General features: G+C 49.2%; 20 protein-coding genes. All 20 read right to left on the reverse strand.

From position 1 onward, the window contains the following. Nucleotides 1-119: 119 nt before the first annotated feature. The 20 genes from DWX26_RS04995 to mutS all read right to left on the reverse strand — a co-directional run bounded on the left by DWX26_RS04995 (nucleotide 120) and on the right by mutS (nucleotide 23,478). Nucleotides 120-731, reverse strand: coding sequence for a cell division protein SepF (locus DWX26_RS04995; RefSeq protein ID WP_022462860.1), 612 nt, complete (start codon nucleotides 729-731; stop codon nucleotides 120-122). A gap of 89 nt (nucleotides 732-820) precedes the next feature. Beyond that, entirely contained in the window at nucleotides 821-1,516 is a 696-nt protein-coding gene (locus DWX26_RS05000; RefSeq protein ID WP_022462859.1) for a YggS family pyridoxal phosphate-dependent enzyme, read from the reverse strand. A gap of 20 nt (nucleotides 1,517-1,536) precedes the next feature. Then, nucleotides 1,537-2,820: an HlyD family efflux transporter periplasmic adaptor subunit gene (locus DWX26_RS05005; RefSeq protein ID WP_147398108.1), complete on the reverse strand. Its 1,284-nt coding sequence runs from the start codon at nucleotides 2,818-2,820 to the stop codon at nucleotides 1,537-1,539. Between the two features lie 205 nt (nucleotides 2,821-3,025). Beyond that, nucleotides 3,026-3,445, reverse strand: a complete 420-nt coding sequence (locus DWX26_RS05010; protein WP_022462857.1) for a hypothetical protein — start codon at nucleotides 3,443-3,445, stop codon at nucleotides 3,026-3,028. Between the two features lie 221 nt (nucleotides 3,446-3,666). Beyond that, entirely contained in the window at nucleotides 3,667-4,752 is a 1,086-nt protein-coding gene (locus DWX26_RS05015) for a D-alanyl-D-alanine carboxypeptidase family protein (protein ID WP_022462856.1), read from the reverse strand. Beyond that, the gene (gene mgsA / locus DWX26_RS05020; protein WP_022462855.1) at nucleotides 4,727-5,131 is read right to left on the reverse strand and encodes a methylglyoxal synthase; all 405 of its coding nucleotides are present in this window, start codon (nucleotides 5,129-5,131) and stop codon (nucleotides 4,727-4,729) included. The genes DWX26_RS05015 and mgsA overlap by 26 nt, the downstream gene beginning before the upstream one ends. Then, nucleotides 5,106-6,302 carry an FtsW/RodA/SpoVE family cell cycle protein gene (locus tag DWX26_RS05025; protein WP_022462854.1) on the reverse strand — a complete coding sequence of 399 codons (1,197 nt, stop codon included), beginning with the start codon at nucleotides 6,300-6,302 and terminating at the stop codon, nucleotides 5,106-5,108. Before DWX26_RS05025 ends, mgsA begins: the two co-directional genes overlap by 26 nt. Beyond that, nucleotides 6,286-6,546: a cell division topological specificity factor MinE gene (locus tag DWX26_RS05030; RefSeq protein ID WP_022462853.1), complete on the reverse strand. Its 261-nt coding sequence runs from the start codon at nucleotides 6,544-6,546 to the stop codon at nucleotides 6,286-6,288. Before DWX26_RS05030 ends, DWX26_RS05025 begins: the two co-directional genes overlap by 17 nt. Nucleotides 6,547-6,558: 12 nt before the next feature. Beyond that, nucleotides 6,559-7,338 carry a septum site-determining protein MinD gene (minD, locus tag DWX26_RS05035; protein ID WP_022462852.1) on the reverse strand — a complete coding sequence of 260 codons (780 nt, stop codon included), beginning with the start codon at nucleotides 7,336-7,338 and terminating at the stop codon, nucleotides 6,559-6,561. A gap of 129 nt (nucleotides 7,339-7,467) precedes the next feature. Continuing rightward, nucleotides 7,468-10,452: a penicillin-binding transpeptidase domain-containing protein gene (locus tag DWX26_RS05040; RefSeq protein WP_118600974.1), complete on the reverse strand. Its 2,985-nt coding sequence runs from the start codon at nucleotides 10,450-10,452 to the stop codon at nucleotides 7,468-7,470. Next, on the reverse strand, nucleotides 10,437-10,964 hold the full coding sequence (mreD, locus tag DWX26_RS05045) for a rod shape-determining protein MreD (protein WP_022462850.1): 528 nt from the start codon (nucleotides 10,962-10,964) through the stop codon (nucleotides 10,437-10,439). The genes DWX26_RS05040 and mreD overlap by 16 nt, the downstream gene beginning before the upstream one ends. Continuing rightward, nucleotides 10,965-11,816, reverse strand: coding sequence for a rod shape-determining protein MreC (gene mreC, locus DWX26_RS05050; protein WP_022462849.1), 852 nt, complete (start codon nucleotides 11,814-11,816; stop codon nucleotides 10,965-10,967). A 21-nt stretch (nucleotides 11,817-11,837) separates the two neighbouring features. Continuing rightward, nucleotides 11,838-12,851, reverse strand: coding sequence for a rod shape-determining protein (locus tag DWX26_RS05055; RefSeq protein WP_022462848.1), 1,014 nt, complete (start codon nucleotides 12,849-12,851; stop codon nucleotides 11,838-11,840). Nucleotides 12,852-12,907: 56 nt separating this feature from the next. Next, nucleotides 12,908-13,597 (reverse strand): RadC family protein, encoded by a 690-nt coding sequence (gene radC / locus DWX26_RS05060; protein ID WP_022462847.1) that lies wholly within the window; start codon nucleotides 13,595-13,597, stop codon nucleotides 12,908-12,910. Between the two features lie 94 nt (nucleotides 13,598-13,691). Continuing rightward, nucleotides 13,692-15,305 carry an NAD(P)/FAD-dependent oxidoreductase gene (locus DWX26_RS05065; protein ID WP_118600975.1) on the reverse strand — a complete coding sequence of 538 codons (1,614 nt, stop codon included), beginning with the start codon at nucleotides 15,303-15,305 and terminating at the stop codon, nucleotides 13,692-13,694. Continuing rightward, complete coding sequence (locus tag DWX26_RS05070; protein ID WP_173816154.1) at nucleotides 15,302-16,489, reverse strand: NAD(P)/FAD-dependent oxidoreductase; 1,188 nt, start codon at nucleotides 16,487-16,489, stop codon at nucleotides 15,302-15,304. Before DWX26_RS05070 ends, DWX26_RS05065 begins: the two co-directional genes overlap by 4 nt. Further along, nucleotides 16,489-17,775, reverse strand: coding sequence for a methionine gamma-lyase family protein (locus DWX26_RS05075; protein ID WP_118600976.1), 1,287 nt, complete (start codon nucleotides 17,773-17,775; stop codon nucleotides 16,489-16,491). The genes DWX26_RS05070 and DWX26_RS05075 overlap by 1 nt, the downstream gene beginning before the upstream one ends. After that, nucleotides 17,769-18,746 (reverse strand): tRNA (adenosine(37)-N6)-dimethylallyltransferase MiaA, encoded by a 978-nt coding sequence (gene miaA, locus DWX26_RS05080; protein WP_117509148.1) that lies wholly within the window; start codon nucleotides 18,744-18,746, stop codon nucleotides 17,769-17,771. The genes DWX26_RS05075 and miaA overlap by 7 nt, the downstream gene beginning before the upstream one ends. A gap of 9 nt (nucleotides 18,747-18,755) precedes the next feature. Next, nucleotides 18,756-20,786, reverse strand: a complete 2,031-nt coding sequence (gene mutL, locus DWX26_RS05085) for a DNA mismatch repair endonuclease MutL (RefSeq protein WP_117508923.1) — start codon at nucleotides 20,784-20,786, stop codon at nucleotides 18,756-18,758. 55 nt (nucleotides 20,787-20,841) lie between these two features. Next, on the reverse strand, nucleotides 20,842-23,478 hold the full coding sequence (gene mutS / locus DWX26_RS05090) for a DNA mismatch repair protein MutS (protein ID WP_118600993.1): 2,637 nt from the start codon (nucleotides 23,476-23,478) through the stop codon (nucleotides 20,842-20,844). Nucleotides 23,479-23,614 lie beyond the last annotated feature (136 nt).

Raw genomic sequence — 23,614 nt, forward strand, 5'->3', positions numbered from 1 at the left:
GTATGTTCTTTCATGAAAAAAGCATCAGAATCCTGCATCTGATGCTTTTCCTTTGTTACTAAGTAAATCAATAATTGATCCAGTGGATCCATTTTAATTTACTGCAAAGATAATTTTCTTTAATAATCGGTACGGATATTTGGAAGATCAAAAGCTCCGCTTAAGATATCCTGGATGTCGCCGGAAATTTCTACGCTGGACGGTGTCAGGATGAAAATATAGCTGGAAACTTTCTGCAGACTTCCGCTCATGCAGTAGCATGCACCACAGCAGAAATCAATGATTCTCTGGGCAATATCCACATCAATGCCTTCTAAGTTAAGGACAACGGTACATCCGGCCAGAAGCGTATCCGCGATTTCACGGGTATCCTCCATGGAAGCCGGTTTGATGACGCATACTTCCATATTTAATGCACCTGCTTTCTTTCTCATTGGAGTAACTTTCGGGGAAACCGGAGCAGCTGGCTTTGGAGCTCGTGCAGCAGCAGCCTGGCTTGAAGCGGTGGTCTTTGGCGCCGGCTGTTTACGCGGTGCAGTGTGAACCGTTTTCGCCTGCGGCTCTTCCTCTTCGTCCTCATCCTCGTTCTCCAGTTTACGGAAGAAACGTTTCTTTGGTTTTTCTTCTATATCATCGTCTTCTTCATCGAAGAAGCTATCCGAATCAGCATCCTCTTCCTCGTAATCGTCGTTCAGCCGGATGGCATCCAGAAATTTGTCTAAAACACTCATTCTTATACTCTCCTATTTTTAGTCCTGTGGCATTTGGCCAGACAGCCGTGCAGAATGCGCGGGGTCACTCTTCTTGGAAAGGCTTCCTGTTATCTTTTACTGTAATCCCGTTCGCCAAAGACTCCGGTTCCAACCCGTACTAAAGTGGCGCCTTCTTCTACTGCTACTTCGTAATCGCCGGTCATGCCCATGCTCAAAATGGCCATACGTACATTATTAATGTTTTTGGCGGCAATGTCAACACTTAATTCCTTTAATTTGCGAAAAACCGGACGATTTTCTTCTGGATCTTCCACATACGGTGCAATGGTCATAAGTCCCTCCACATGAATTGCCGGAAGTTTTGCGATTTCTTCAATCAATGGAAGGGTTTCCTCTACGGAGACACCAAACTTGCTTTCCTCGCCGGCAACGTTTACCTCGATCAGGATCGGGATTTCGCAGTTGTGCTTTACCGCTTCCTCACTGATCGTTTTTGCCAGACGAAGAGAATCGACAGAATGAATCAGGGCAACTTTTCCTGCAATGTATTTTACTTTATTCCGCTGCAGATGACCGATCATGTGCCAGTGGATATCCTTTGGCAGCACTTCCTCTTTTTCTGTCAGCTCCTGCACTTTGTTTTCACCGAAATTGCGTTCGCCAAGATCATAGATTTCGGAAAGCATTTCGACCGGTTTTGTCTTGCTGACCGCAATCAGGGTAACTTCCTCCCGGTTCCGTCCGGCTCTTTTGCAGGCTTCTGTGATTTTCTTCTGGACTTCTTCATAGTTCTCTTTCAGCATATCTTTCTAACCTCCAGTATTTAATGCACAATATCTTCTTCACTGACGGTGGATGCATTTTCCACAATATAATCATACTGCGAAATGCCGTATTGCGTTTGTTTTTTTATGATAGAATACTCCGCATTCTGATCGATGATCTGAATTTTGCGGAATACAGCATATCCTTTGTTGATGCAGTAAACACCCTGCAGCGGAACCATTTCTCCAATCTGATACGTTGTGGCGGAATCCTGTGCACGAAGGATATCTCCATCATTAAAAGCGGCCATGTCGACGTAATATTCGACCGGATTATCATTTTCATCATTGACCTGCTCATAGATCGTGGCGTTTACAAATTCTGTCACCGGCTGTCCGTTATCATCCAGCATGACTTTTCCTTTTTTATCGGTCTTTTCCCGCAGGAAACCGGAAGAATTGCTGTCCCCGCCCTGTACGAGCATCTGCGCCGGGATTTTATAGAAATCTTTTTCCGTGATGGCAGTATTTGGAATTTTCAGTCCGCTTCCAGTGTTTGTGACCAGCTCTACTGAAAGAAAACGGTCTTCCGCATAACGGATCATCCCGCTTGTAAACGAAATGACAGCATAGTTCTGATCGTTAATGGACTTTAGATTCAGTGTTCCCGTCTGTGTTTTTCCGTCTTTCAGAAATTTAACTTTTATCGTACTGAAATTGGAAAGTGTAACGACCTGCTTATTCGTCACCGGAACGGCAATTTCCCACTGCTCATCTGTCACCAGACGGTATACTGCATTTCCAGGCTCCGTCTGCGCGCCGGAATCAAAGGAAACCACAGAGGCTTTCGTAGAGAAAAGCTCCGGCGTAAGGCTGTCCTCCGTATAGCTTTCATATCCATCACTGCCGTAGACGACAACACCGTCCTGATCTGCATAAAATATCGTCTGTGATGAGGAATCTCCGTTTTCAGCGGCAGCGGCAAGCAGCTTTGCGGAAAGTTCTGTTTTCAGCTGATAAATGCCGGAAAAGGAACTGGAATCATAATCAGAAGAAAAACGTGCGAGCGAGGAACGAAGCGACGTTCTCGTTGCCGCATCTGCCGAAATACCAGAGGTATCGGCATTTTCTGTTGCGGAAATCCCATAAACAGCGCTTCCGCGGCTGATTTTCGATGCATTTGGGGTATAGAACTGAACATATCCGCTGCCGGAGGAAAGCTGCACGCTCTCTGTCCGCATGGCGAATGCGGTATAGGTATCATTCCGGGATAAAGTTCCCTGCACAACCTGAAAAGATTTGATATGATCGGCGGTCAGGTAAAAGAAAAGTGAAACTGCCATATAGAAAAAAAGGGCTCCAAAGATGATATTTCCAATATTCAACGCCGGAAAAGGGAAACGGATTCTCGAATGCCGGCGGCTGTTCTTTTTCTGCTTAGACAAAATGTATGCTCCTTTTATTGTTTAATCCATGCGCTAAAAGGACGGTGCCGTAAGCGCCGTCCTTTGGTTTTGTCGCTATGCAATTATTATAATACAGTTTCGGTTACAGTGCAACGATAATCTTATCCTGCATGCCTTCCGGAAGCTCTTCTTTATCCATGGAGACACTTAATACGAAGGTAATGTTATACTGCTTGCCAATGCCTTCCAGCTGTTCAACACAATCTGTGATGTCCTCTCCTTCCAGTTTTGCTACTTTCAGGAAGCTGTCGAGATAGACGCTTGCGAGATCGTGGTCCTGAGAAACGATACCGCAGATAAATCCGATAAATTCATCACTGTTTTTCAGAGGATAGTCGGTTGCGGAAATCAGACGTACTTTGTTGTTTAATTCAAACATGTGCTTTGTGCTCTTGTCAATATACACGATATTTCCGTTTGCGGTTTTTACCTCTGCATTTACTTTGTCTAACAGCTGTTTTGTTTTGCCTTTTCCCTTCTTGCCTACAATTAATTGAACCATAGCAGTTTCCTCCTTAGATTAGAATAAGATATTTTCACCAAAAACTTTTAAGTTCATGGTTTAATTATAGTACAATTCACCAACGTTTTCAATGGTAAAATGAAAAAATTCTGAAAAATCTTCTAATTTGCAGGGAAAGGAGCTCTGTTTTTCTAAACGGATACGATAATCTCCCGGAGAGGCAGAAAAAACGCCGTCCGGGGGATTGCAAAACGATTACGTCAGGAGTTGATATTGGAAAGAAGAGTGTTCATGTCCTCGTACAGTTCCACTTTTGTTGATGCATGAAGAATGACAGAGATAAACGGTTCTCCGTATGCATTCTGGGATACCAGTGCCAGGCAGGAACCGGCCTCATCGGTCGTTCCGGTTTTTCCGCCGAGCACCGTCACGTTTTCCGGTGCGTTTTTCTCTCCGGTCAGATATTTGTCCGTGGAGCTTAAATAGATCGTTCCCGCCGTACCGTCCGCATGCGTCATGTTCAGCGTGTAGGAAGACATTGACATCGTATTCTGGAATTCCGTATGCTGATAGGCAGCATACAGCATCAGATAAACATCATATGCAGTAGTGTAATGATTCTCATCGTGAAGACCGTGCGGGTTTGCAAAATGCGTACCGGTCATGGCAAGGGAAGCTGCCTTATCGTTCATCATCTGAACGAAATTCTCTACACTTCCGCCTACCTGGCGGGCAATCGCCATAGCAGCATCATTGGCAGAATAAATCAACAATGCATGGAAAAGCTGATCCATCGTTACCGTATCGCCCACGGCCAGTCCACTCATCTGGGATCCATCTTCCAGCGCAAGATCCTCTTCTGTGATCGTTACCTGCGTATCCGGCTGGTTGTATTCCATGGCAAGGAGAGCCGTCATGATCTTCGTGATGCTGGCCGGGTAGACCTGATCATACATATTCTGCGCGAACAATACTTTTTTGTGATCCAGATCAAACAGTCCGGCCTTTACCTGTGAAGAAAACGAGATATCATTCAGCGGTACGCTCGTCTCACCGACACAGAGATCGGCAGAGAGCGTTTCAGCCTGAAACCGTTTTTCTGCCGAAAGCGGATCGGAGGCAAGCACCATACTTCGCGCAAACGGCTCTGTAATGTCCATCTGGCGGTCCTGACGGTACAGTTTCACACCGATCAGAACCGCAATAACAGCAACACAGACACCCGCGCCGATGATCAGGCGGTTTAAAATATGTTCGGTTTTTTCCGGAGCAGTCCCGTTTTTCTCCGTTACAGGCAGTTTCTGTTCTTTTTCTGTAGTATTAGTCGTTTCTCCGGTAGATTTCACGCCAGTCCATTTCTCCTCTGTCTAATGATTTGATCAGCATTTCTGCCGTTGCAAGATTGGTGGCAAGCGGAATGCTGTGTACGTCGCAGAGACGGATAATCCGATGGACATCCGGCTCATGCTGTTTCGGCTGTTCCGGATCCCGCAGGAAAATCACAAGATCCAGATCATTCTGTTCAATCTGAGAACCCATCTGCTGAACGCCTCCAACGTGTCCAGCCAGATATTTGCGGACGTTAAGTCCGGTTGCCTCTTCTACCAGACGGCCGGAAGTTCCGGTTGCATAAAGAGTATGCTTGGCAAGTACCGAGCGGTAGGCGATACACAAGTTCTGAAGCAGCGTTTTTTTTGCATCATGCGCGATCAATCCGATGTTCATTGATGGTTTTCCTCCTTAGTAATTCATAGTTTCTGGTTACAAAATCCCGGTTCTGCAGCCCGACATTCAGGACAAGCCCCATTCCGATGTAAAGTGTTACAAGGGAGGTCAGTCCATAGCTGACGAACGGAAGCGGTGTACCGGTGTTCGGCAGGATTCCGGTTGCAACACTGATATTCAGAAAGCTCTGAAAGGCAATGAGTCCTGCCATACCGCAGCAGATCAACGTTCCTGACAGATCTTTTGCTTTCCGGGAAGTCCGGATGCATTCGACGAGAATCAGGAACAGGAGCAGGATGATTCCGCAGCATCCAAAGAAACCAAGCTCCTCTCCTGCCACTGCAAAAATAAAGTCATTATGGTTCTGGGAAACGAAATTTCCCTTATTTGCGGAAGAAACTTTATTGTTGTTGAGTCCTTTTCCGGTCAGCTTTCCGGAACCGATGGCTGTAATGGAATTCTGCTGCTGGAGACGGCCGTCGGCGTTGTCGGCATCATCGCTTAACCAGTCCTGAATTCGCCCAAGCTGATAACCAATCGTCTTGTCAAGAGCCGCCGGAAGCTGGAAATTCACCTGCGTAATGACAAGCAGAAGCGCAAGTACCAGTGCTGAACCGGAAACCAGAACAACGGCGATAACTTTGTAGCTTAAGCCCGCCACATACATCATAAAGCAGAACAGAACCATGACCGTAATCGTATTTTTCAAATCCGGCTGACGGTAAATCATAACGAGCGGCGGAATCAGAAGCCCGATCGCGGTAAAAATGGTTTTCGCCGTATTCAGATCTTCTTCATGCTTCATCAGAAACATCGCAAAAAACATGATCAGAAAGATTTTTGACAGCTCGGTCGGCTGAAACTGAAAGCTTCCGATCTGAATCCAACGGGTCGCACCAAACGTGTTTTTTGCGGTAGAACCGCCGAGATAAAGAACGCCAAGCATCATCAGATTTCCGATGTAAAGAACCCAGTAAAAATTCAGAAGCCAGCTATAGTCAAGCAAAGAGACAATAATCATGATGACTACGCCCAATACGACTCCGATGGCCTGTTTTTTCTGGTCTGCACTGTCTGCACTTCCGATCAGAAGCACACCAATGATGCTGATGGCAATCAGAAGAATGACCAGCCGGAAATTATAATTTTTCAGCTTATATCGTCTTAACATGATACTCCTCGTTTCTTTTCAATGGTATTTTCGCTGTCAGTATGACAGGGGTTGTTTGTGTAATGGTGACGGAAATTTCATCCGCCTCAACGGTAAGGTATTTTCCTGCAGCAGCAGAAAGATCATTTTTCAGCATCTGAAGCGATGCCGGAGAACAGTTCAGACGTTCTGCCATTAAAAGATTGGACAGACGTTCTTTTGCAACGAGGCCGGAGTGCGGCTTTCTGCCTGAAAATAAACCCATACCAGTTCCCTCCTATCGCCCGAATACGCGGCGGAAAAATCCCTTTTTGCTGTCAAGATCCAAGTAGGGAACACTCTCCCCGAGGATCCTGTGGCTGATATTCGTAAAGGCTTCTCCTGCCTTGGAACCGCTTCCAGCGATCGCTTCGCCCTGGTTGGTGGCGATTACTACCTGCTCATCATCGGGCAGAATGCCGAGCAGCGGAACAGCAAGAATTTCCTGTACATCATCCACCGACATCATTTCACCGCGTTTTACCATATCCGGCCGGATACGATTGATGACAAGAGAAATATCCCTCAGATCCTGCGCCTCCAGAAGGCCGATGATGCGGTCCGCGTCCCGGATGGCCGAAACCTCCGGCGTAGTCACAACAATTGCCTTATTGGCACCGGCAACTGCATTTGCAAATCCCTGCTCAATGCCTGCCGGACAGTCAAGAAGAACAAAATCAAAGCTCTGTTTTAATTCATCGCAGAGTTTTTTCATCTGCTCGGGCGTTACGCTTGTCTTGTCCCTCGTCTGGGCAGACGGGAGAAGGTAGAGCTGCTCGTACCGTTTGTCGCGGATTAGCGCCTGCTTCATCCGGCAGTTGCCCTCCACAACATCCACAAGATTGTAGACAATCCGGTTTTCAAGGCCGAGCACGACATCCAGGTTTCGAAGACCGATGTCGGTATCTACCATCACAACTTTCTTTCCAAGCTGTGCCAGCCCGATTCCGATATTTGCTGCGGTTGTCGTCTTTCCGACGCCGCCTTTTCCTGATGTAATTACAATGACTTCACTCATCTGGAACCTCCTTGTTGAAAACTGTTCTGCATTTTCATGCCGCAGGATGCGTCCAAACCTTTGTTTAAAAACGCATCCTTTCTCTTTTGCAGCTTTCTTCCCAGGCTTCGTTTCTGCCGGAAAAATTCCTTAGTCTGCTCTCACGCTTGCAACACCGTTGGAGTTTGCCTGACCGGACAGAATATCGTCTGAGAGGCCATAGTAATAATCTAAGATATCCTTAGCTACCAACTCTGCGTTCATAGAAGAATATCCAAACGGAATGCGGACGGCAAGAGCAATATCGTCTCTGCTCTCATAGTGAGAGAAGCCGATAAACAGTCCATGGTTTGCACGTGTACGGTCTTCCTGCGCGGTACCGGTTTTTCCGGAAAGCTCTACCGGCCAGGATTCCGGGAAAATGGTCGCATTGGATACGCTGATTACTTTTCGCATGCCTTCGTGTACCAGATCCCAGATGCTGGAATCAACATCCATTTCTGAATTTACCGTCGGGCCGAAATCTGCGCCCATATCGATGTCATTGCCATCCGAATCCGTTGCTTTCTGCAGAAGGGAAAGATTATAAACCGTACCGGAATTTGCAATCGTTGTGACATAGCGTGCAAGCTGTGTCGTCGTATAGTTGTTGGTACCCTGACCAATCGAGGAAGGGATCGGAAGGGAATCGGTTACATTCGGATCGGTTTCCGAAATTTCGATTCCGGTCTTTTCATCCAGCTTAAACATATCGGCATATTTCTGGATCATTTCCAGAGAGCGCTTCTGTGTAAAGGTGCCGTTCTCATCGAGTCCCAGACGATATCCAAGCGTACAGAAGAACACGTTGCAGGAGTTCTGGATGGCACCGACAATGTTCAGATCTCCGTGGCCGCTCAACTGATGGCAGTGGACATAGTCAGATTCGTTGACAAGTCCTTCCCCGAACAGACCGTTGCAGTTGATGGTACTGGTCGGAGTAATTATGCCTTCGCTTAATCCGGCAACCGCCATCAGTGGTTTAAAGGTGGAACCAGGAGCCGTCTTCTGCTGGGTTGCTTTGTTGTACAGCGGGCTGGATTCATCGGTATTCAATTTTGCCCAGTATGCGGTATCCATCTGGTTTGCCAGGCGGTTGTTGTCATAGCCAGGATAGGAAACACAGGCTAAAATAGCACCGGTATTCGGGTCCGTAATGACAGCAGAACCGGAACACGGATCGAGTGCAAGCTGTGCCGGGGTGATTTCCAGTTTGGCGATTTTATCGGACAGAAGCTGGAACGGTGTCATATTTCCTGCAACATAAGCGGCATAATCGTCATCCTCTTTCGTCAGAAGGTTCTGATCATACATCAGATTGCAGATATCATAGCCATCGAGCATATCCTGCAGCAGCATATAGTGATACATCTTTTTTGCAAATGTTGTATTGTTTGCCAGACGGTCCAGAATAACCTCCGTCAGCTTCTGATAAACCTCCTGAGAATCCAGGTAGGCATCATCCTGCGTCAGTGCTGAGACATCAATCCAGTTCTGGCTTGCCGCATACGTCAGGTAATCACGAAGAGAAATCGTTCCGTCATTCCATGCCTGATAGGTGGCGTCTTTCTCATCAATTGCTGTTGAAGAAAGAATACCCATCGTACTGGAAAGCAGCTTATCCACGATGAAGGTCTCATATTCCTGCATTTCATCGCTGAGGTCGTTGTAAACGGTTGCTGTTTCAACGGTCAGTTCCTGCGTAATCTCGGCAAGCACCTGCTGGAGCTTCTGCTGGAACAGTGCATAGATCCGCTGCTCACGCTCCGTGGCATCCGCCGCCGAGAAATGGGAAATATCAATCGTGCTGTTTTCGATCAGTGCATTGTATACATCGTAAATTGGAATCGGAACGGCATCCGTATTGGCAAGTGTTGAGGTATCAACGGATTTTACATCACTCAGATACTGTTTCAGAATGCCGGCAATTCTCTGTTCCAGAATTTTATATACCGCAATCTGCAGGTCATAATCAATCGAAAGATAGACGTTATTTCCCTGTTTTGGCTCAACCAGGGATCCCTCTACCGTTTCCAGCTCTTTTCCGACGTTATTAACGATAATCTCTTCTGATCCGTCGGTTCCCTGAAGGATTGTCTCCATATACTGTTCCAGACCAGATTTTCCGACGATGGATTCCGTGGAATACGTTTCTTCTTTTCCCTGGCTCTTCAGCTCTTCATTCAGTTCTGTCAGCTCGTCTGAGGACGCCTGGCCCGTATAACCGATCAGAGAGGAAAAATACTTTCCGTCATAATATACACGCTCGGAATCTTCCGAAATGCTGACACCCTGCAGAACATCTTCATTCTCTGCAATCGATGCAGTTGTATTGCTGCTGACGCCGGAAGCAACTGTCACGCGGACATACTTCTGATAATTCGTCTGTTTCATCTTATAGCGGATCACCAGAATTTCCAGACGCTCCTGATTGGAAAGAGAAAGGACCGCATTTCCGGATTCGTCTGTCTGGTATGGAAGACCATACTCTTCAAAATCTTTGGCAGAATATGCGTATTTTTCATCGTCAGAATAGGCATCCAGGCCAAAGCCGTCCGGTCCGGCAAGAAATGTCATCAGCGTTTCGGCACTGGAACTCTTCTGTTCTGCCGTCATATCGTCGATTTTCTTCTGTCCATAAATATCTGCACGGAAACGGTCGCGGATCGTTCCCTCTTCACCTGTAAAAACAAACGCACCGTTCTCATCCACTTCAATCGGGAAGGTGCTGGTGTCAATCGAGTCTCCGTTTGCACGAATCAGCTTACAGAGACGATAGAGTTCTGCGTTCAGAGAGAGAATACGTTCTTTTGTCGTGTTGTACGTTCCGTTATCCTCGATGGTTACGGAGTAGGAAACCTTATTTCCAGCGATCAGTTTTCCGTTCCGGTCATAAATATTTCCTCTTGTACTCTCAAGTGTTCTGGTTTTTGTGATTTGCAGTTCAAAATTATCCGCATACTCTTCTCCATGCACCACCTGCAGGATAAAAAGTCTTCCGATCAGGACGGCAAACATAGCAAGGAAAACCACACCAAGCAATAGGGTGCGGTTTTCACCGAGTCTGTGGAAAAATTTTCTTATCTTCTTAGCCATGGCGACTGTTGTCCTTCCATTTCATTTTCGGTCAGTTTACGGTTGATGATAAATAAAAGCCGGTAAAGCAGAATGGAGAGCACTACCGTGTATACCATTTCCGGCAGAATAATATGCGCCAGATAATCGAAAAAGTGCAGGCGCACGCGCAGCAGGAACTGCAGCACATACATCAGCAGACTGTAGACAAGATCGCTGGCAGCGACCAGTACAATGTGTACCTTAATATCATCGTCATAGAAGACTTTGCAGAAAAAGCCGTTCAGATAACCGATATACATGTAGAGCAGTGCGTAAAATCCAAACAGGCTGCCGTAGAACAGATCAATCATCAGACCGCTGAAAAATCCGACCATCAGTCCCTCTTTTTTTCCGCGCATCAGCCCAAAGGCGGACGTCAGAATCAGAAGAAGGTTCGGCGTTACGGACGCGATCTGAAAATACTGAAATACAGTTGTCTGTAACAGGAAAGCTGCCAGAATCAGAAAGGCAAGCGTGATTTTTCTGCGCATTTACTCTCCTCCCTGCTGTTTTAATTCTTTGATCACGAGAACTTCCTGAATATGTTGAAAATCCACAACAGGAATGATGTATCCCTTTTTCGTCAGGTGATTGGAGTCCTCGGTGATTTCACTGACATAGCCGATCAGAATACCGCGGAGGTATTTATCACTGATGTTCGATGTCACAATCTTTTCGCCCTCAGCTACCGTGTCGGTTGTATTCAGCTGGGAAAAGGCAAGCTTTCCGTCGCTGATCAGGCGCAGATCACCCGATACAATACACGTATCCGAGGTAGATGCTGTCATGGCGCTCACGGAACTGGAGTCATCAATGATAGAGCGGACAGTAGCGGAATTGGAACTTACCTCCTCAACAAGTCCAACAAGGCCGCCGTCTGCAATAACGTTCATATCTTTCTGAATCCCGTCATTTGATCCTTTGTTGATAACAAAGGTATCATACCAGTTGCCCGGATCCTTTGAGATGACCTGTGCTGCTACTTTTTCATATTCCGAGTAGGACTGGTCCAGCTGATACAGCTCCTGAAGACGCTGCAGCTCCTGCTGATCCTGTACAAGCTGATTGTTTTCCTCAGTCAGATCCGTGACCTTCTGTTCAAGCTCCTCTTTCTCGGCAGACAGTTTTTTGACGTTCTGGAAACCGGTCAGACAGTCTGTCAAATACGCACCGATCTGGTTAATTCCGTTCTGAAACGGGATGATCACAAAACCTGCGGCTTCCCGGATCGGCGTGACCGGCATTTTGTCTGCTGCACTGCCTAAAATGCCGGAGAGACACAGGAACGTCATGATGAAAAGTAAATGTTTGCTTTTTAGCTGAAATTTTTTCTTCTTATTCATAGCGGGTCCTTTTTGATAGATTTACTTCTTTTTATTTACCGTGTAAGCCCAGCGATGCAGCGCATCGTGCGTGATCAGTTCCTTGAGCCCACAGATGGTACAGAGGTCATAATACTGGGAAAGCTGTACCGGACAGCCGAGCTGTCTCGAAAGATAGCGGTCAATGTTCGGAATCCTTGTGCTTCCGCCGGTGATGTAAATACCCTCTTTCTGGATATGATCGTGGATCTGCGGCGGTGTACGCTCCAGCGCATGCTTGATTTCCTCGCCGATCTCATTAACACCGGAAAGGAGTGCTTCGTTTACGAGGGAAGAAGTAATGATCCCTTCCATTGGAAGACCGGATGCACCATCTACGCCGCGCACCTTCCGCGCCTCTTTTTTGTCTGTTCCAAGATCCGCCAGCGCAATCTTGACACGTTTGGCTGTTTTGGAGCCAATCTGGAAATTGTTTTTGCGGCGGTTCAGATTGCATATCGATTCGTTGAACTGTTTTCCGCCTACCTGGATGATTCTGGAAAAAATAACCCTCGTGTTGGCGATAACAGAAATCTCTGTGCTCTGCGCTCCGATGTTGACAATCATGGAACCCTTCGTGCGGTTGATCGGAATGCCAAGTGCCAGCGCATCCGCGATTGGTTTATCCACAAGATACATGCGGCAGTTTTTTAAGGCTCCCTTATGTGCAATCGTATAATAAGAACGCCGTTCAATCTCTGTCATATCGCAGGGAACTGAAAAATACAGCTCCGGGCGGTATCCCATGTGGCGCGTACAGCGGTGGAGAAGCGTGTGCAAAACGGCTTCTACCATCAATACATTCGCAATGCGTCCGTTGCTCATGGGGGTAATTACCTCGATATTGGAAGGCGTTCTCTCGTGCATTTCATATGCGTAATTTCCAACGGCAATCACCTGTTCGCGGTTGCGTATGGCAATCATATTTTTTTCTTTTGTGATTGTGTCTTTCTTCAGGTCATAGATTTTGACGGTACTGGTGCCAAGGTCTATGCCGTATACATTTCGAATCTGCATCGTGCTCCTTTAACTTGTTCCCTTCCTTTGGGCATTTCTGCCTCGGATTTTCAGGATCAGATTCCCTGTTCCAGCATACTGGTATAACAGTGATCCCCGATAATAATGTGATCCAGCAGGGTAATGCCGAGCATTTCGCCCGCCCGCCGGATCTGCCGTGTCACGGTAATGTCGTCACCGCTTGGTTCCGGAATTCCGCTTGGATGGTTGTGAACCAGCAGAATATGAACCGCACGGAACTGCAGTGCCGCAAGAAAAAGCTCCCGCGGCGAAATCATCGTCGCATTGACCGTTCCTCTTGTAATTTCCTTTTCTCCGAGAAGCTGATTTTTTGTGTCCAGCATCATGCAGAGAAGAACCTCCTGATCCTCGTGGCGGAGACGTTCCATGTAATAATCCGCAATGGAAGCCGGATCATGAAAGCAGAGACCTTTTCTTGCTCCGGCCGCGGCCATTCGTTTGGAAAGCTCACCGATGCACTGGAGCTGGATCGCTTTTACTTCCCCGACTCCGCGGATCTGCAGAAGTTCCTGTCTTGTACAGTGATAGAGTCCTAACAGGCCCTCCTCTTTTCCGGGAAGGGAAAGAATTTCTCTTGCGAGCTCCAGGGATGTTTTTCCCCTTGCCCCACATCGTAAAATGACAGCCAGAAGCTCCGCGTCGGAAAGGCTTTCCGGGCCGTTTTCCAGGCATTTTTCATATGGCTGTTCCATCGTCGGCAGGTTTCGTAATCCATTTTTTCTCATGTATTCCTCCCACCACTCTTCCGGGAATTTTCATGGAATACATTGGTTTGAATCACCCATCATTCTAGCACAACTTTCCGCAGATGTATAGGAATTATGAAAAATTCATATATTTTTTTGCAATTTTCTCTGCCGTTTTTAATCCGTCCATGGCTGCGGAAGTGATGCCTCCCGCATAGCCTGCGCCCTCTCCGCACGGGTAAAGACCGGTAAGCGACGAACTTTCGAGCGTTTCATTTCTTACAATGCGGACCGGTGACGAGGTACGCGCTTCCACGCCGGAAAGAACGGCGTCCGGACGGGAAAAGCCGTGGATTTTCCGCTCAGATGCACGAATGCCTTCCACAAGGGAGTCTCCGATAAACGTCGGAAGAACTTCCCGCAGATTGGCGAAAGTCCATTCTCCGCAGATGGAAGGGGTTACCTCTCCAAGTGCTGTAGAAACTCTGTTTTCACAGAAATCACCAAAAAGCTGCACCGGAACTTTGCCTTTTCCGGCTTCCCACGCAGCGTGTTCAAGCGCTCTCTGGAATGCCACACCATCGAGTACGTCCGGCGTTCCCTCTACATGGTACGGGCGGTAGTCTTCCGGTGTTACGGTGACAATCATAGCGCTGTTCGCATTTTTACCTTCCCGGTCAGAATAACTCATACCGTTGACGCAGGTGCGTTCCGCTTCCGAGGATGCGTTGACAACATAGCCGCCGGGACACATACAGAATGAGTACACACCTCTTCCGTTTTCACACTGATTGGTGAGCTTATACGGTGCTGCCCCAAGAAAATCCGGTGCCTCCGGTCCGTACTGATCCTCCGTGATCATCTTCTGCGGATGCTCAATGCGGACGCCGACAGCGAAGGATTTTGCTTCCATGGAGATCTTATTTTCGCAGAGTTTAAAGAAGGTATCGCGTGCAGAGTGGCCGATCGCAAGGACTGCCGTCTCCGCGGCAATCTTCTCGGTTTCATTGACGGTTACAGAAGTGAGTCTGCCGTTTTCAATCCCAAAGTCCGTCACTTTTGCTCCGAAACGGACTTCTCCGCCCCATGCCTCGATCTTTTTCCGCATCGTTGTCACAATTCCGATGAGCTGATCGGTGCCAAGGTGCGGTTTCTGATCGTACAGAATTTCTTCCGGTGCCCCGCATTCCGTGAAGATCCGGAGTACCTCACGGTTTCTGCCAGATGGATCCTTCACCGAAGTGTTTAATTTTCCATCCGAAAACGTACCGGCGCCGCCCTCTCCGAACTGTACGTTCGATTCCGGGTTCAGAACGCCGGTTTTCCAGAACGCATCGACACTTTTCTTTCTCTGTTCTGCAGATTCGCCGCGCTCCAGAACGAGCGGACGGTAGCCATGCTTTGCGAGAACGTAGGCACAAAAAAGCCCTGCCGGACCGCTTCCGATAATAACCGGCCGGTGAACAAGAGTCTGTTCTCCGGATTTTGGGAACACATATGGCTTTTTCTCCGCTTTTACGATCTGGTTACTTTTCGCCTTCCGCAATACGGCGTTCTCATCTTTTACTTTTACATCAAGCTGATAAACGTATTTTAATTCGGATTTCTTTCTGGCATCAATTGAGCGGCGTAAGAGCTCAATTTCCTGCAGATCGTGTTTTCCGATTTTCAGTGTTTTTCTTATTTTCTGTTCCAGTTCCTCCTGTGTGTGGGTGACTGGAAGCTTTAATTGCTGTATCCGAATCATGCATGTTCTCCTGCTGCAGCTCTTCCGGCTGCACTTCCGCTGGACCAGGCCCACTGGAGATTGTAGCCGCCGCAGACGCCGTCGACGTCCAGGGCTTCTCCCGCAAAGAAAATACCAGGGTGCTGTACCGATTCCAGAGAATCCGTAAGCTGGTCGAGCGTGATGCCGCCCGCACACACCTGAGCTTTTCCAAAGTCGGTCTGGCCGGTGATCTGTAAACGATATGATTTGATGGCGCCTGCCATTTCTTCCGGAGTCTTTTTCTTTCCGATCAGAACCGGAATGAGTTTTTCCGGAAGAAGACCGATCAGAAGCTCTTTTGGCGCTTTATACGGGCAGATTTCCTGCCGTCTGACAAGTTCTGCAGTAAGCTCCGATTCTGTCAGTTCCGGAAAGAAGTCTACGAGAAGTTCAGCGCGTTTTTTCTGCATGCAGGCGCGCACAGCGAACCGGGAAATCTGGAATACCGGGATGCCGGAGACACCGTAGTCGGTAAGCTGCATTTCTCCCTGTTCCGTCAGAATCTCCTGATTTTCAACCAGAAGCGTAATCTTCGCGCGCACCCGAACACCCGCCCAGGAGGAAAACTGGTTTCCTTTGCAGCGGAGCGGGCAGAGGGCCGGGGAAAACGGAATCGAAGCGAGCTGAAGCTGATCGGCAAATCGAAGTGTATCTCCGTCGGAACCGGCGATCTGGGAAGCACAGCTTCCGCAGCAGATGATGACGCTGTCAGCCGGGTACTGCCATCCTTCGGTGCGCACCAGATAACCATTTTCGGCTTTTTCCACTGCAACAGCCGTTTCCCGTGTCTTGATTTTTACCTTTCGGAATCTGGCTTCCAAAACCAGCAGATCAAGAACGGACTGTGCCTGCTCGCTGGCCGGATAAAGCCAGCCTTCACGGCTCCGGATGCGGATGCCGAGCTGTTCAAAAAACTGTTCGGTGTCCTGTTCGGTAAACTGTTCGAGAACCCGTGATGCACGCTCCTGATTTCCCGTGCGGTAGCACGATGCATCCTGATAACGATTGGTAAAATTACACCGTCCGTTTCCGGTCGCAAGAAGCTTTCTGCCCGGTTTATCGTTCTTTTCCAGAACGGTGACCGCGGCACCGAGACGTGAGGCCCAAATTGCCGCCATCAGTCCGCTCGCGCCGCCGCCGATAATTACCACATTTTTTGCCATTATAATGTCACCATACCGGCATCGACGAGTTTCTGAAGACTCATCAGAATACCGAATTTTGCGTGCTGCCACGTAAGCCCACCCTGGAAATAGACAGCGTACGGCGGTTTGATCGGGCCGTCGGCAGAAAGTTCAATGGAAGAGCCCTGCACGAAAGCGCCAGCTGCCATGATAACTGGGCTGTCGTAGCCTGGCATATCCCAAGGTTCCGGGGAAACGAAGCTGTCGACCGGGGCAGCTGCCTGGATACCCTGGCAGAATGCGATGACGCCTTCCGGTTTTCCAAAGGTCACCGCCTGAATGATGTCGTGACGGCTCTCGGTTCCGTTTGGAACAACGGCAAATCCCAGTTTCTCATAAACATTTGCAGCAAAGACAGCACCTTTTAATGCCGCTGCGGTAACGGTCGGTGCCAGGAAGAATCCCTGGTAGAAGGAACCGTTCACACCGAGTGTTGCGCCAACCTCTTTTCCAAGTCCCGGGGAGAGCAGACGGTATGCTGCATTTTCCACGTACTTTTTCTTTCCAACAATGTAACCGCCGGCCGGAGCCAGTCCGCCGCCCGGGTTTTTGATCAGGGATCCGACCATCAGATCTGCACCGACATTGGTCGGTTCGATCGTCTCCACGAACTCGCCGTAGCAGTTATCAACCATACAGATGACATCTGGTTTGATATTTTTAATAAATGCAATCAGTTCACCGATGCGGGTAACAGAAAGCGTCGGTCTGGTCTGATATCCTTTCGATCTCTGAATCGTCACCATCTTTGTCTTTTTGTTGATGGCATTTTTGATTTCTTCGTAATCGAAAGAGCCGTCCTCTTTTAAATCTACCTGGCGGTAAGTTACGCCATATTCCGCAAGAGATCCGACGGACGGGCGGATGCCGATCACTTCCTCAAGGGTGTCGTACGGTTTTCCAACAGGAGAAAGCAGTTCGTCGCCCGGGCGGAGATTTCCGGAAAGCGCCGTTGCAAGCGCATGGGTTCCGCAGGCGATCTGCGGGCGTACCAGTGCATCCTCAGTGCCGAAGCACGTTGCATAGACCTGCTCCAGCGTATCACGTCCCAGGTCATTGTATCCGTATCCTGTGGTTCCATATAAGCATGCCTCGCTGACCTTGCTTGCCTGCATGGCGTGGATGACCTTTAACTGGTTGTATTCTGCGATTTCATCAATTTTTGCAAAACGCTCTTTTAATTCTTCCTCAATTTTCGTTCCAAATGCGAAAACTTCTTTGGAAATGCCAAGTGTGCTGTACATAGCAGCTTTTTCTGTCAACATGATTGTTCTCCTTCTTCCTTTGCATCGGCCGAAACGATTTCGTTCCAGCGATCCAGCATATATGATAATATTTTTTCTTCGTCGTAGTCAAAATCTGGCTTGTTCAGCCAGATCACATCCTTTTCCCGGCGGAACCAGGTCAGCTGCCGTTTGGCAAAATGACGGGTGTCCCGCTTGATGATATAGACGGCCTCCTCCAGCGTGCATTCGCCCGCAAGATACGGGAACAGTTCTTTGTAGCCCAGTCCCTGCATGGAGACAAGATCTCTTGTGTATCCCATTTCTTTCAAACGGAAAACTTCATCAACCAGTCCGTCGCAGATCATCTGATCGACGCGCCTGTCAATGCGGTCATACAGAATCGAACGTTCGTCGTTCAGCACAAAATAAGCAGAACAGTACGGAGATTCCTTCTGCTTCTGCTCCTCGTTGTGCTCCGAAATCTTCTGTCCTGTCTCGTGATAATATTCCAGCGCCCGGATTACACGTTTTACATTATTCGGGTGAATCGTCTCCGCGGAAGCAGGATCAACCTCGGAAAGTTCCCGGTACAGTTCTGCCGCGCCTTCCTCCGTTGCTGCTTTTTCTTCCAGCTGTTTCCGGATCGGCAGTTCACCGTGCGATTCCGTAAAATCAACTTCTTTTAAAAGCGCCTGAATATAAAAGCCGGTGCCGCCCGTCACGATCGGAATCTGTCCGGCGGCGTATATTTTTTCCATCGCTTCATGCGCCAGTTCCACAAACTTCACGACGTGAAACTCTTCGGAAGGATCGAGCACATCGATCAGATAATGCGGAACGCCGCACATCTCCTCCGGGCGGATTTTGGCAGATCCGATATCCATATGGCGGTAGACCTGCATGGAATCCGCGGAGATAATGGCCCCATTCACCGCTTGGGCAAGTGAAATCGACAGCTTCGTCTTACCGACAGCGGTCGGACCGGTCAGGATAATCAAAGGTTTTTTCAAAAAAATCACCTACACAATTCTCTTAAATTTCTTTTCCAGTTCCCGTTTCGAGAGGGAAATGATCGTCGGCCGGCCGTGCGGGCAGTGATACGGATCTTCGAGCGTCAAAAGCTCGGCAATGAGCTGCTCCGCCTCTGCATAGGAAAGATGATTGTTGCCCTTTACGGCGGCCTTGCACGACATCGTCGCCAGACGGTCTTTTAAAATCTCCAGCGGCTTTTCGCGGACCTCCTCAAGATTGTCGAGAATCTCGATAAACAGCTCCTCCGTCGCAATACCGTACAGGTTGTGCGGCACGGCGTTGATCGCATAGTCTTTTCCGCCGAACGGGGAAATTTCGTAGCCGAAGGACTGGAAAACGTCCATGTAACGGGTCACAAGATCTGCTTCCTGCGGCGTTAAGGAGACGATCAGCGGAGGACTCACCATCTGGGAGGTGACGTTCTTTTCCCGGTAATTTTTCATCATCCGCTCGAACAGTACCTTTTCGTGCGCGGCATGCTGATCGATGATGTAGAGATTCTCGCCGTACTGAATCAGCCAGTACGTATCGAAAACCTGGCCGATGATGCGGTGCGATTTCTCTGCCTCCGGGGTAAGAAACTGCTCATCAAAGAGCTGCATCTGGCCTTCTGGCTCAGGCGAAGCAGATGCAGATGAGGATTCTTCCGGCATGGAAGATACCGTTGGAGCTGCATCTGGCTCCTGCTGATGCTGTATTGCGTCCGCGTTTGAGAGGTCTGCCGTCTTTGGCACGTTTCCTGCACCCGGCTCAAACAGTTCTTCCTCTTCCCGCGTCATTCCCGTCATCTGCTGAACCGGCACATACGTTTTCGCTGCGCGGTATCCATTTCGTTCCACCTCCGGGAAAATTGGCATTCTTCTGCTCTGGCTGGAAACCGGCTCCACCGGAAGGGACTGCCGTGCAAAGCCTTCTTTTACCTGCCGTTTCTGCTCGAACGGTTCCGGAACAACAATCTGTTCTTTCCGTGCCGCTTTTTCCTCTGCTTTCCGTTCCCTGTCGGAAGAAAGCGAAACATTCACAATCTGCTCCCTGTGATTCAGCGCACCTGAGATCATATCGCGCATCTGACGGTAAATCTCCTCCTGATGAGAAAAACGAAGTTCCATCTTCGTCGGATGCACATTGACATCCACCGCCTCTCCATCCATCTGGACATAGAACAGCGTAAACGGATATTTATGCTGCATCATCGATGTTTGATATCCGTCCTCAATCGCACGGGCGAGCAGCTTGCTCCGCACATACCGTCCATTCACGTAATAATTTTCAAAATTCCGGTTTCCCCTCGAGATCACCGGTTTTCCGATAAAGCCGTCGATCGTCATCAGCGGGCTTTCCGAGTGAATCTCGATCAGCTCCCGCGCAATGTCGCGGCCGTAAATATTATAGACCAGTTCTTTTAAATTCCGGTTGCCGCTCGTATGGAGCTTCACCTGTGAATTCACCATATATTTAAACGAAATCCCCGGATGCGACAGCGCAAGCTGCTCCACCACAGAAGTCACCGCATTCGCCTCCGTAACCGGCGTTTTTAAGAATTTCTGACGAGCCGGCGTGTTGTAAAAAAGATTCCGGACCAGAAAGGTTGTTCCGGTCGGGGCACCGACCTCCTCATTGGCCTTCTCCGCGCCGCCCTCAATCACATACCGCGTTCCCGTCAGCGCATCCGGCGTTTTCGTAATCATCTCGATCTGCGCAACCGCCGAGATACTCGAGAGCGCCTCGCCGCGGAAGCCAAGAGATGCAATCTGCACGAGTTCTTCCACGGAACGGATCTTGCTCGTCGCGTGGCGCAGAAAAGCGAGCGGCACCTGTTCGGCCGGAATGCCGCTTCCATTGTCCGTGATCCGCACCAGCGAGATACCGCCGTCGCGGATTTCCACGGTGATCGCCGTCGCACCGGCGTCCATTGCATTTTCCACCAGCTCCTTTACCACGGAAGCCGGCCGTTCCACGACCTCACCGGCCGCAATTTTATCGATCGTATTCTGATCCAGTACTGCTATGGTAGCCATGTTGTTCCTTTCTGTTTCGGATTGATTCTAACTTATGTTCTGATCCAGTATTCCCCTATTTCCAGCGGTTTTTCACCTTTCCCTGGAAACGGTACAGGGTATTTAAAGCATCCATCGGTGTCATATTCGAGATATCAAGCTCCGAGAGCTCTTTGATGATATCATCGTCCTGCACCGTATCGAACAGCGACATCTGTGCCATATCGACCTCGTCGTAGTGAACCGGCTTTGCCTTCGGTTTTTTCTGCATGGTCAGATCCTTGACCGCAGCAGTGATATCGGCATCGCTCAGCTGCTCCACCAGCTCCTGCGCCCGGGAGAGCACTGACTCCGGCACTCCCGCAAGACGCGCTACCTGGATACCGTAGCTCTTATCTGCGCCGCCCTGTACAATTTTACGCAGGAATACGATATCGTCGCCCTTTTCCTTAACGGCAATACAGTAGTTGTGCACGCCCGGAAGCTTTCCTTCAAGCTCAGTCAGCTCATGGTAATGCGTAGCGAACAGTGTCTTTGCGCCGAGCAGCTTCGGATTCGCCACATGCTCAATCACCGCCCAGGCGATCGAAAGACCGTCGAACGTACTCGTTCCTCTTCCGATCTCATCGAGAATCAGCAGACTGTTCGAGGTTGCATTCCGAAGAATATTCGCCACCTCCGTCATCTCAACCATAAACGTACTCTGGCCGCTTGCCAGGTCATCGGATGCGCCGACACGGGTAAAGATCCGGTCCACAATACCGATGTTTGCCTTCGAAGCCGGAACAAACGAACCGATCTGTGCCATCAGCACAATGAGGGCCGTCTGGCGCATATACGTCGATTTACCGGCCATGTTCGGTCCGGTGATGACGGAAACGCGGTGGTCACCGTTGTCAAGCAGGGTATCGTTTGCGATAAACATATCGTTTGGAATCATCTTCTCGACCACTGGGTGACGGCCATCCTTGATATCAATCTTTCCTCGGCTGTTCAGCTTCGGACGCACATAGTGGTTGTGCTCGGCAACGTAGGAAAGTGATGCATACACATCGAGCCGTGCCAGAGCCTGCGCCGTGCGCTGAATCCGCTCCGCCTCACCGGCAACCGTATCGCGCACCGTACAGAAAAGATCGTATTCCAGCGCATACAGTTTATCCTCCGCACCGAGAATCGTATCCTCGAGTTCCTTCAGACGCGGGGTAATGTAGCGCTCCGCATTCGTCAATGTCTGTTTTCTCGTATAGTAATCCGGGACAAGATCTTTAAACGAGTTCGTGACCTCCAGATAATAGCCGAATACCTTGTTGTATTTGACCTTCATATTTTTGATGCCGGTTTTCTCGCGCTCACTTGCCTCAAGCTCACTCAGCCACTGTTTGCCCTCGGTCTTGGCGTGACGGTAATTATCGACCATCTCGTTGTAGCCGTCCTTGATCATACCGCCGTCGCGCATCAGATACGGTGGATCATCCACGATTGCCGCATCGACAAGCTGATAGAGGTCTTCCAGCGGGTCGAGATCCTCCTGAATCTGCGCCAAAGCGCCGCCGTCAAACGAGTTTAAGAGCTGCTTGATGTAAGGCAGCATCTGCAGCGACGATTTAAAGGCGATCAGGTCACGCGGATTCGCGGACTGGTAGCTGATTCTTCCGACGAGACGCTCAAGGTCATAAACCGGACGGAGGTATTCACGGATTTCCTCGCGTAGCATCGCCTGCCCCGTTAGAGCCTCTACAGCATCGAGTCTTGCATTGATTTCATCCTCGTCGATCAATGGCTGCTCCACGTAGCTTCGCAGAAGACGCGCGCCCATCGCCGTGCGGGTTTTGTCGAGAACCCAGAGCAGGGAGCCGCGTTTCTGCTTCTCACGCAGCGTTTCCACCAGTTCCAGATTCCGGCGGCTGGAGCTGTCGATCAGCATATATTTGTCTGTCACATACGGTGTAATCGAATTCATGTGAGACAGATCCGATTTCTGTGTCTCATGCAGATATTGGAACAGCGCACCGGCTGCAATTGTTCCGCAGTTGTAATCGGCGATGCCAAGGCCTTCCATCGTAGCAGCATGGAACTGTTCCTGCAGTGTACGGCGGCAGATGTCATCGTCGAAATACCAGTCTTCCAATGCATTCACGCAGATATGAAGGCGGGTCCGGAGATCCTCCACATCAATCCCGCAGAGCAGGAACGACTGATTGCAGATGATTTCCGCCGGCATAAACTTCGTGATCTCATCCACAAGGCGGCGCGGCTTGTCCATTTCCGTGACGAAGCACTGGCCGGTCGAGATATCTGCTGTAGAGATACCGAAGCATCCCTCCATGCAGACGATCGACATGATGTAGTTGTTCTTCGTCTCATCAAGTCCCTGCGGGATCAGCGTCGTACCCGGTGTGACAACGCGGATGACTTCGCGCTTTACCATGCCCTTTGCCTGTTTCGGGTCCTCCATCTGCTCGCAGATCGCAACCTTATGGCCGTTCTCTACAAGACGGTTGATATACCCTTCTGCAGCGTGATACGGGATACCGCACATCGGAGCGCGCTCCTCCATGCCGCAGTCCTTTCCGGTCAGCGTAAGCTCAAGTTCTTTGGATACCAGGGTGGCATCCTCGAAGAACATTTCGTAGAAATCACCTAAGCGGTAAAACAAAATGGTATTAGCCGGGTCAGTCAAGCCCGTCTTCGTCTGGCAATAATGTACCATCATAGGCGAAAGCTTCTCACACTGATCCAGCGCATCCTGTGCTGTCACAGGCCGCGTGGACATCAGTGCCGGCGCTTTTACCGCTGTGTTTTTTGTTTCTGTATCGTTCATTTGTATTTCATACCTTTTCTCAAAAATA

The sequence above is a fragment of the Blautia sp. AF19-1 genome, from assembly GCF_003479155.1.
GTDB lineage: Bacteria > Bacillota > Clostridia > Lachnospirales > Lachnospiraceae > Fusicatenibacter > Fusicatenibacter saccharivorans.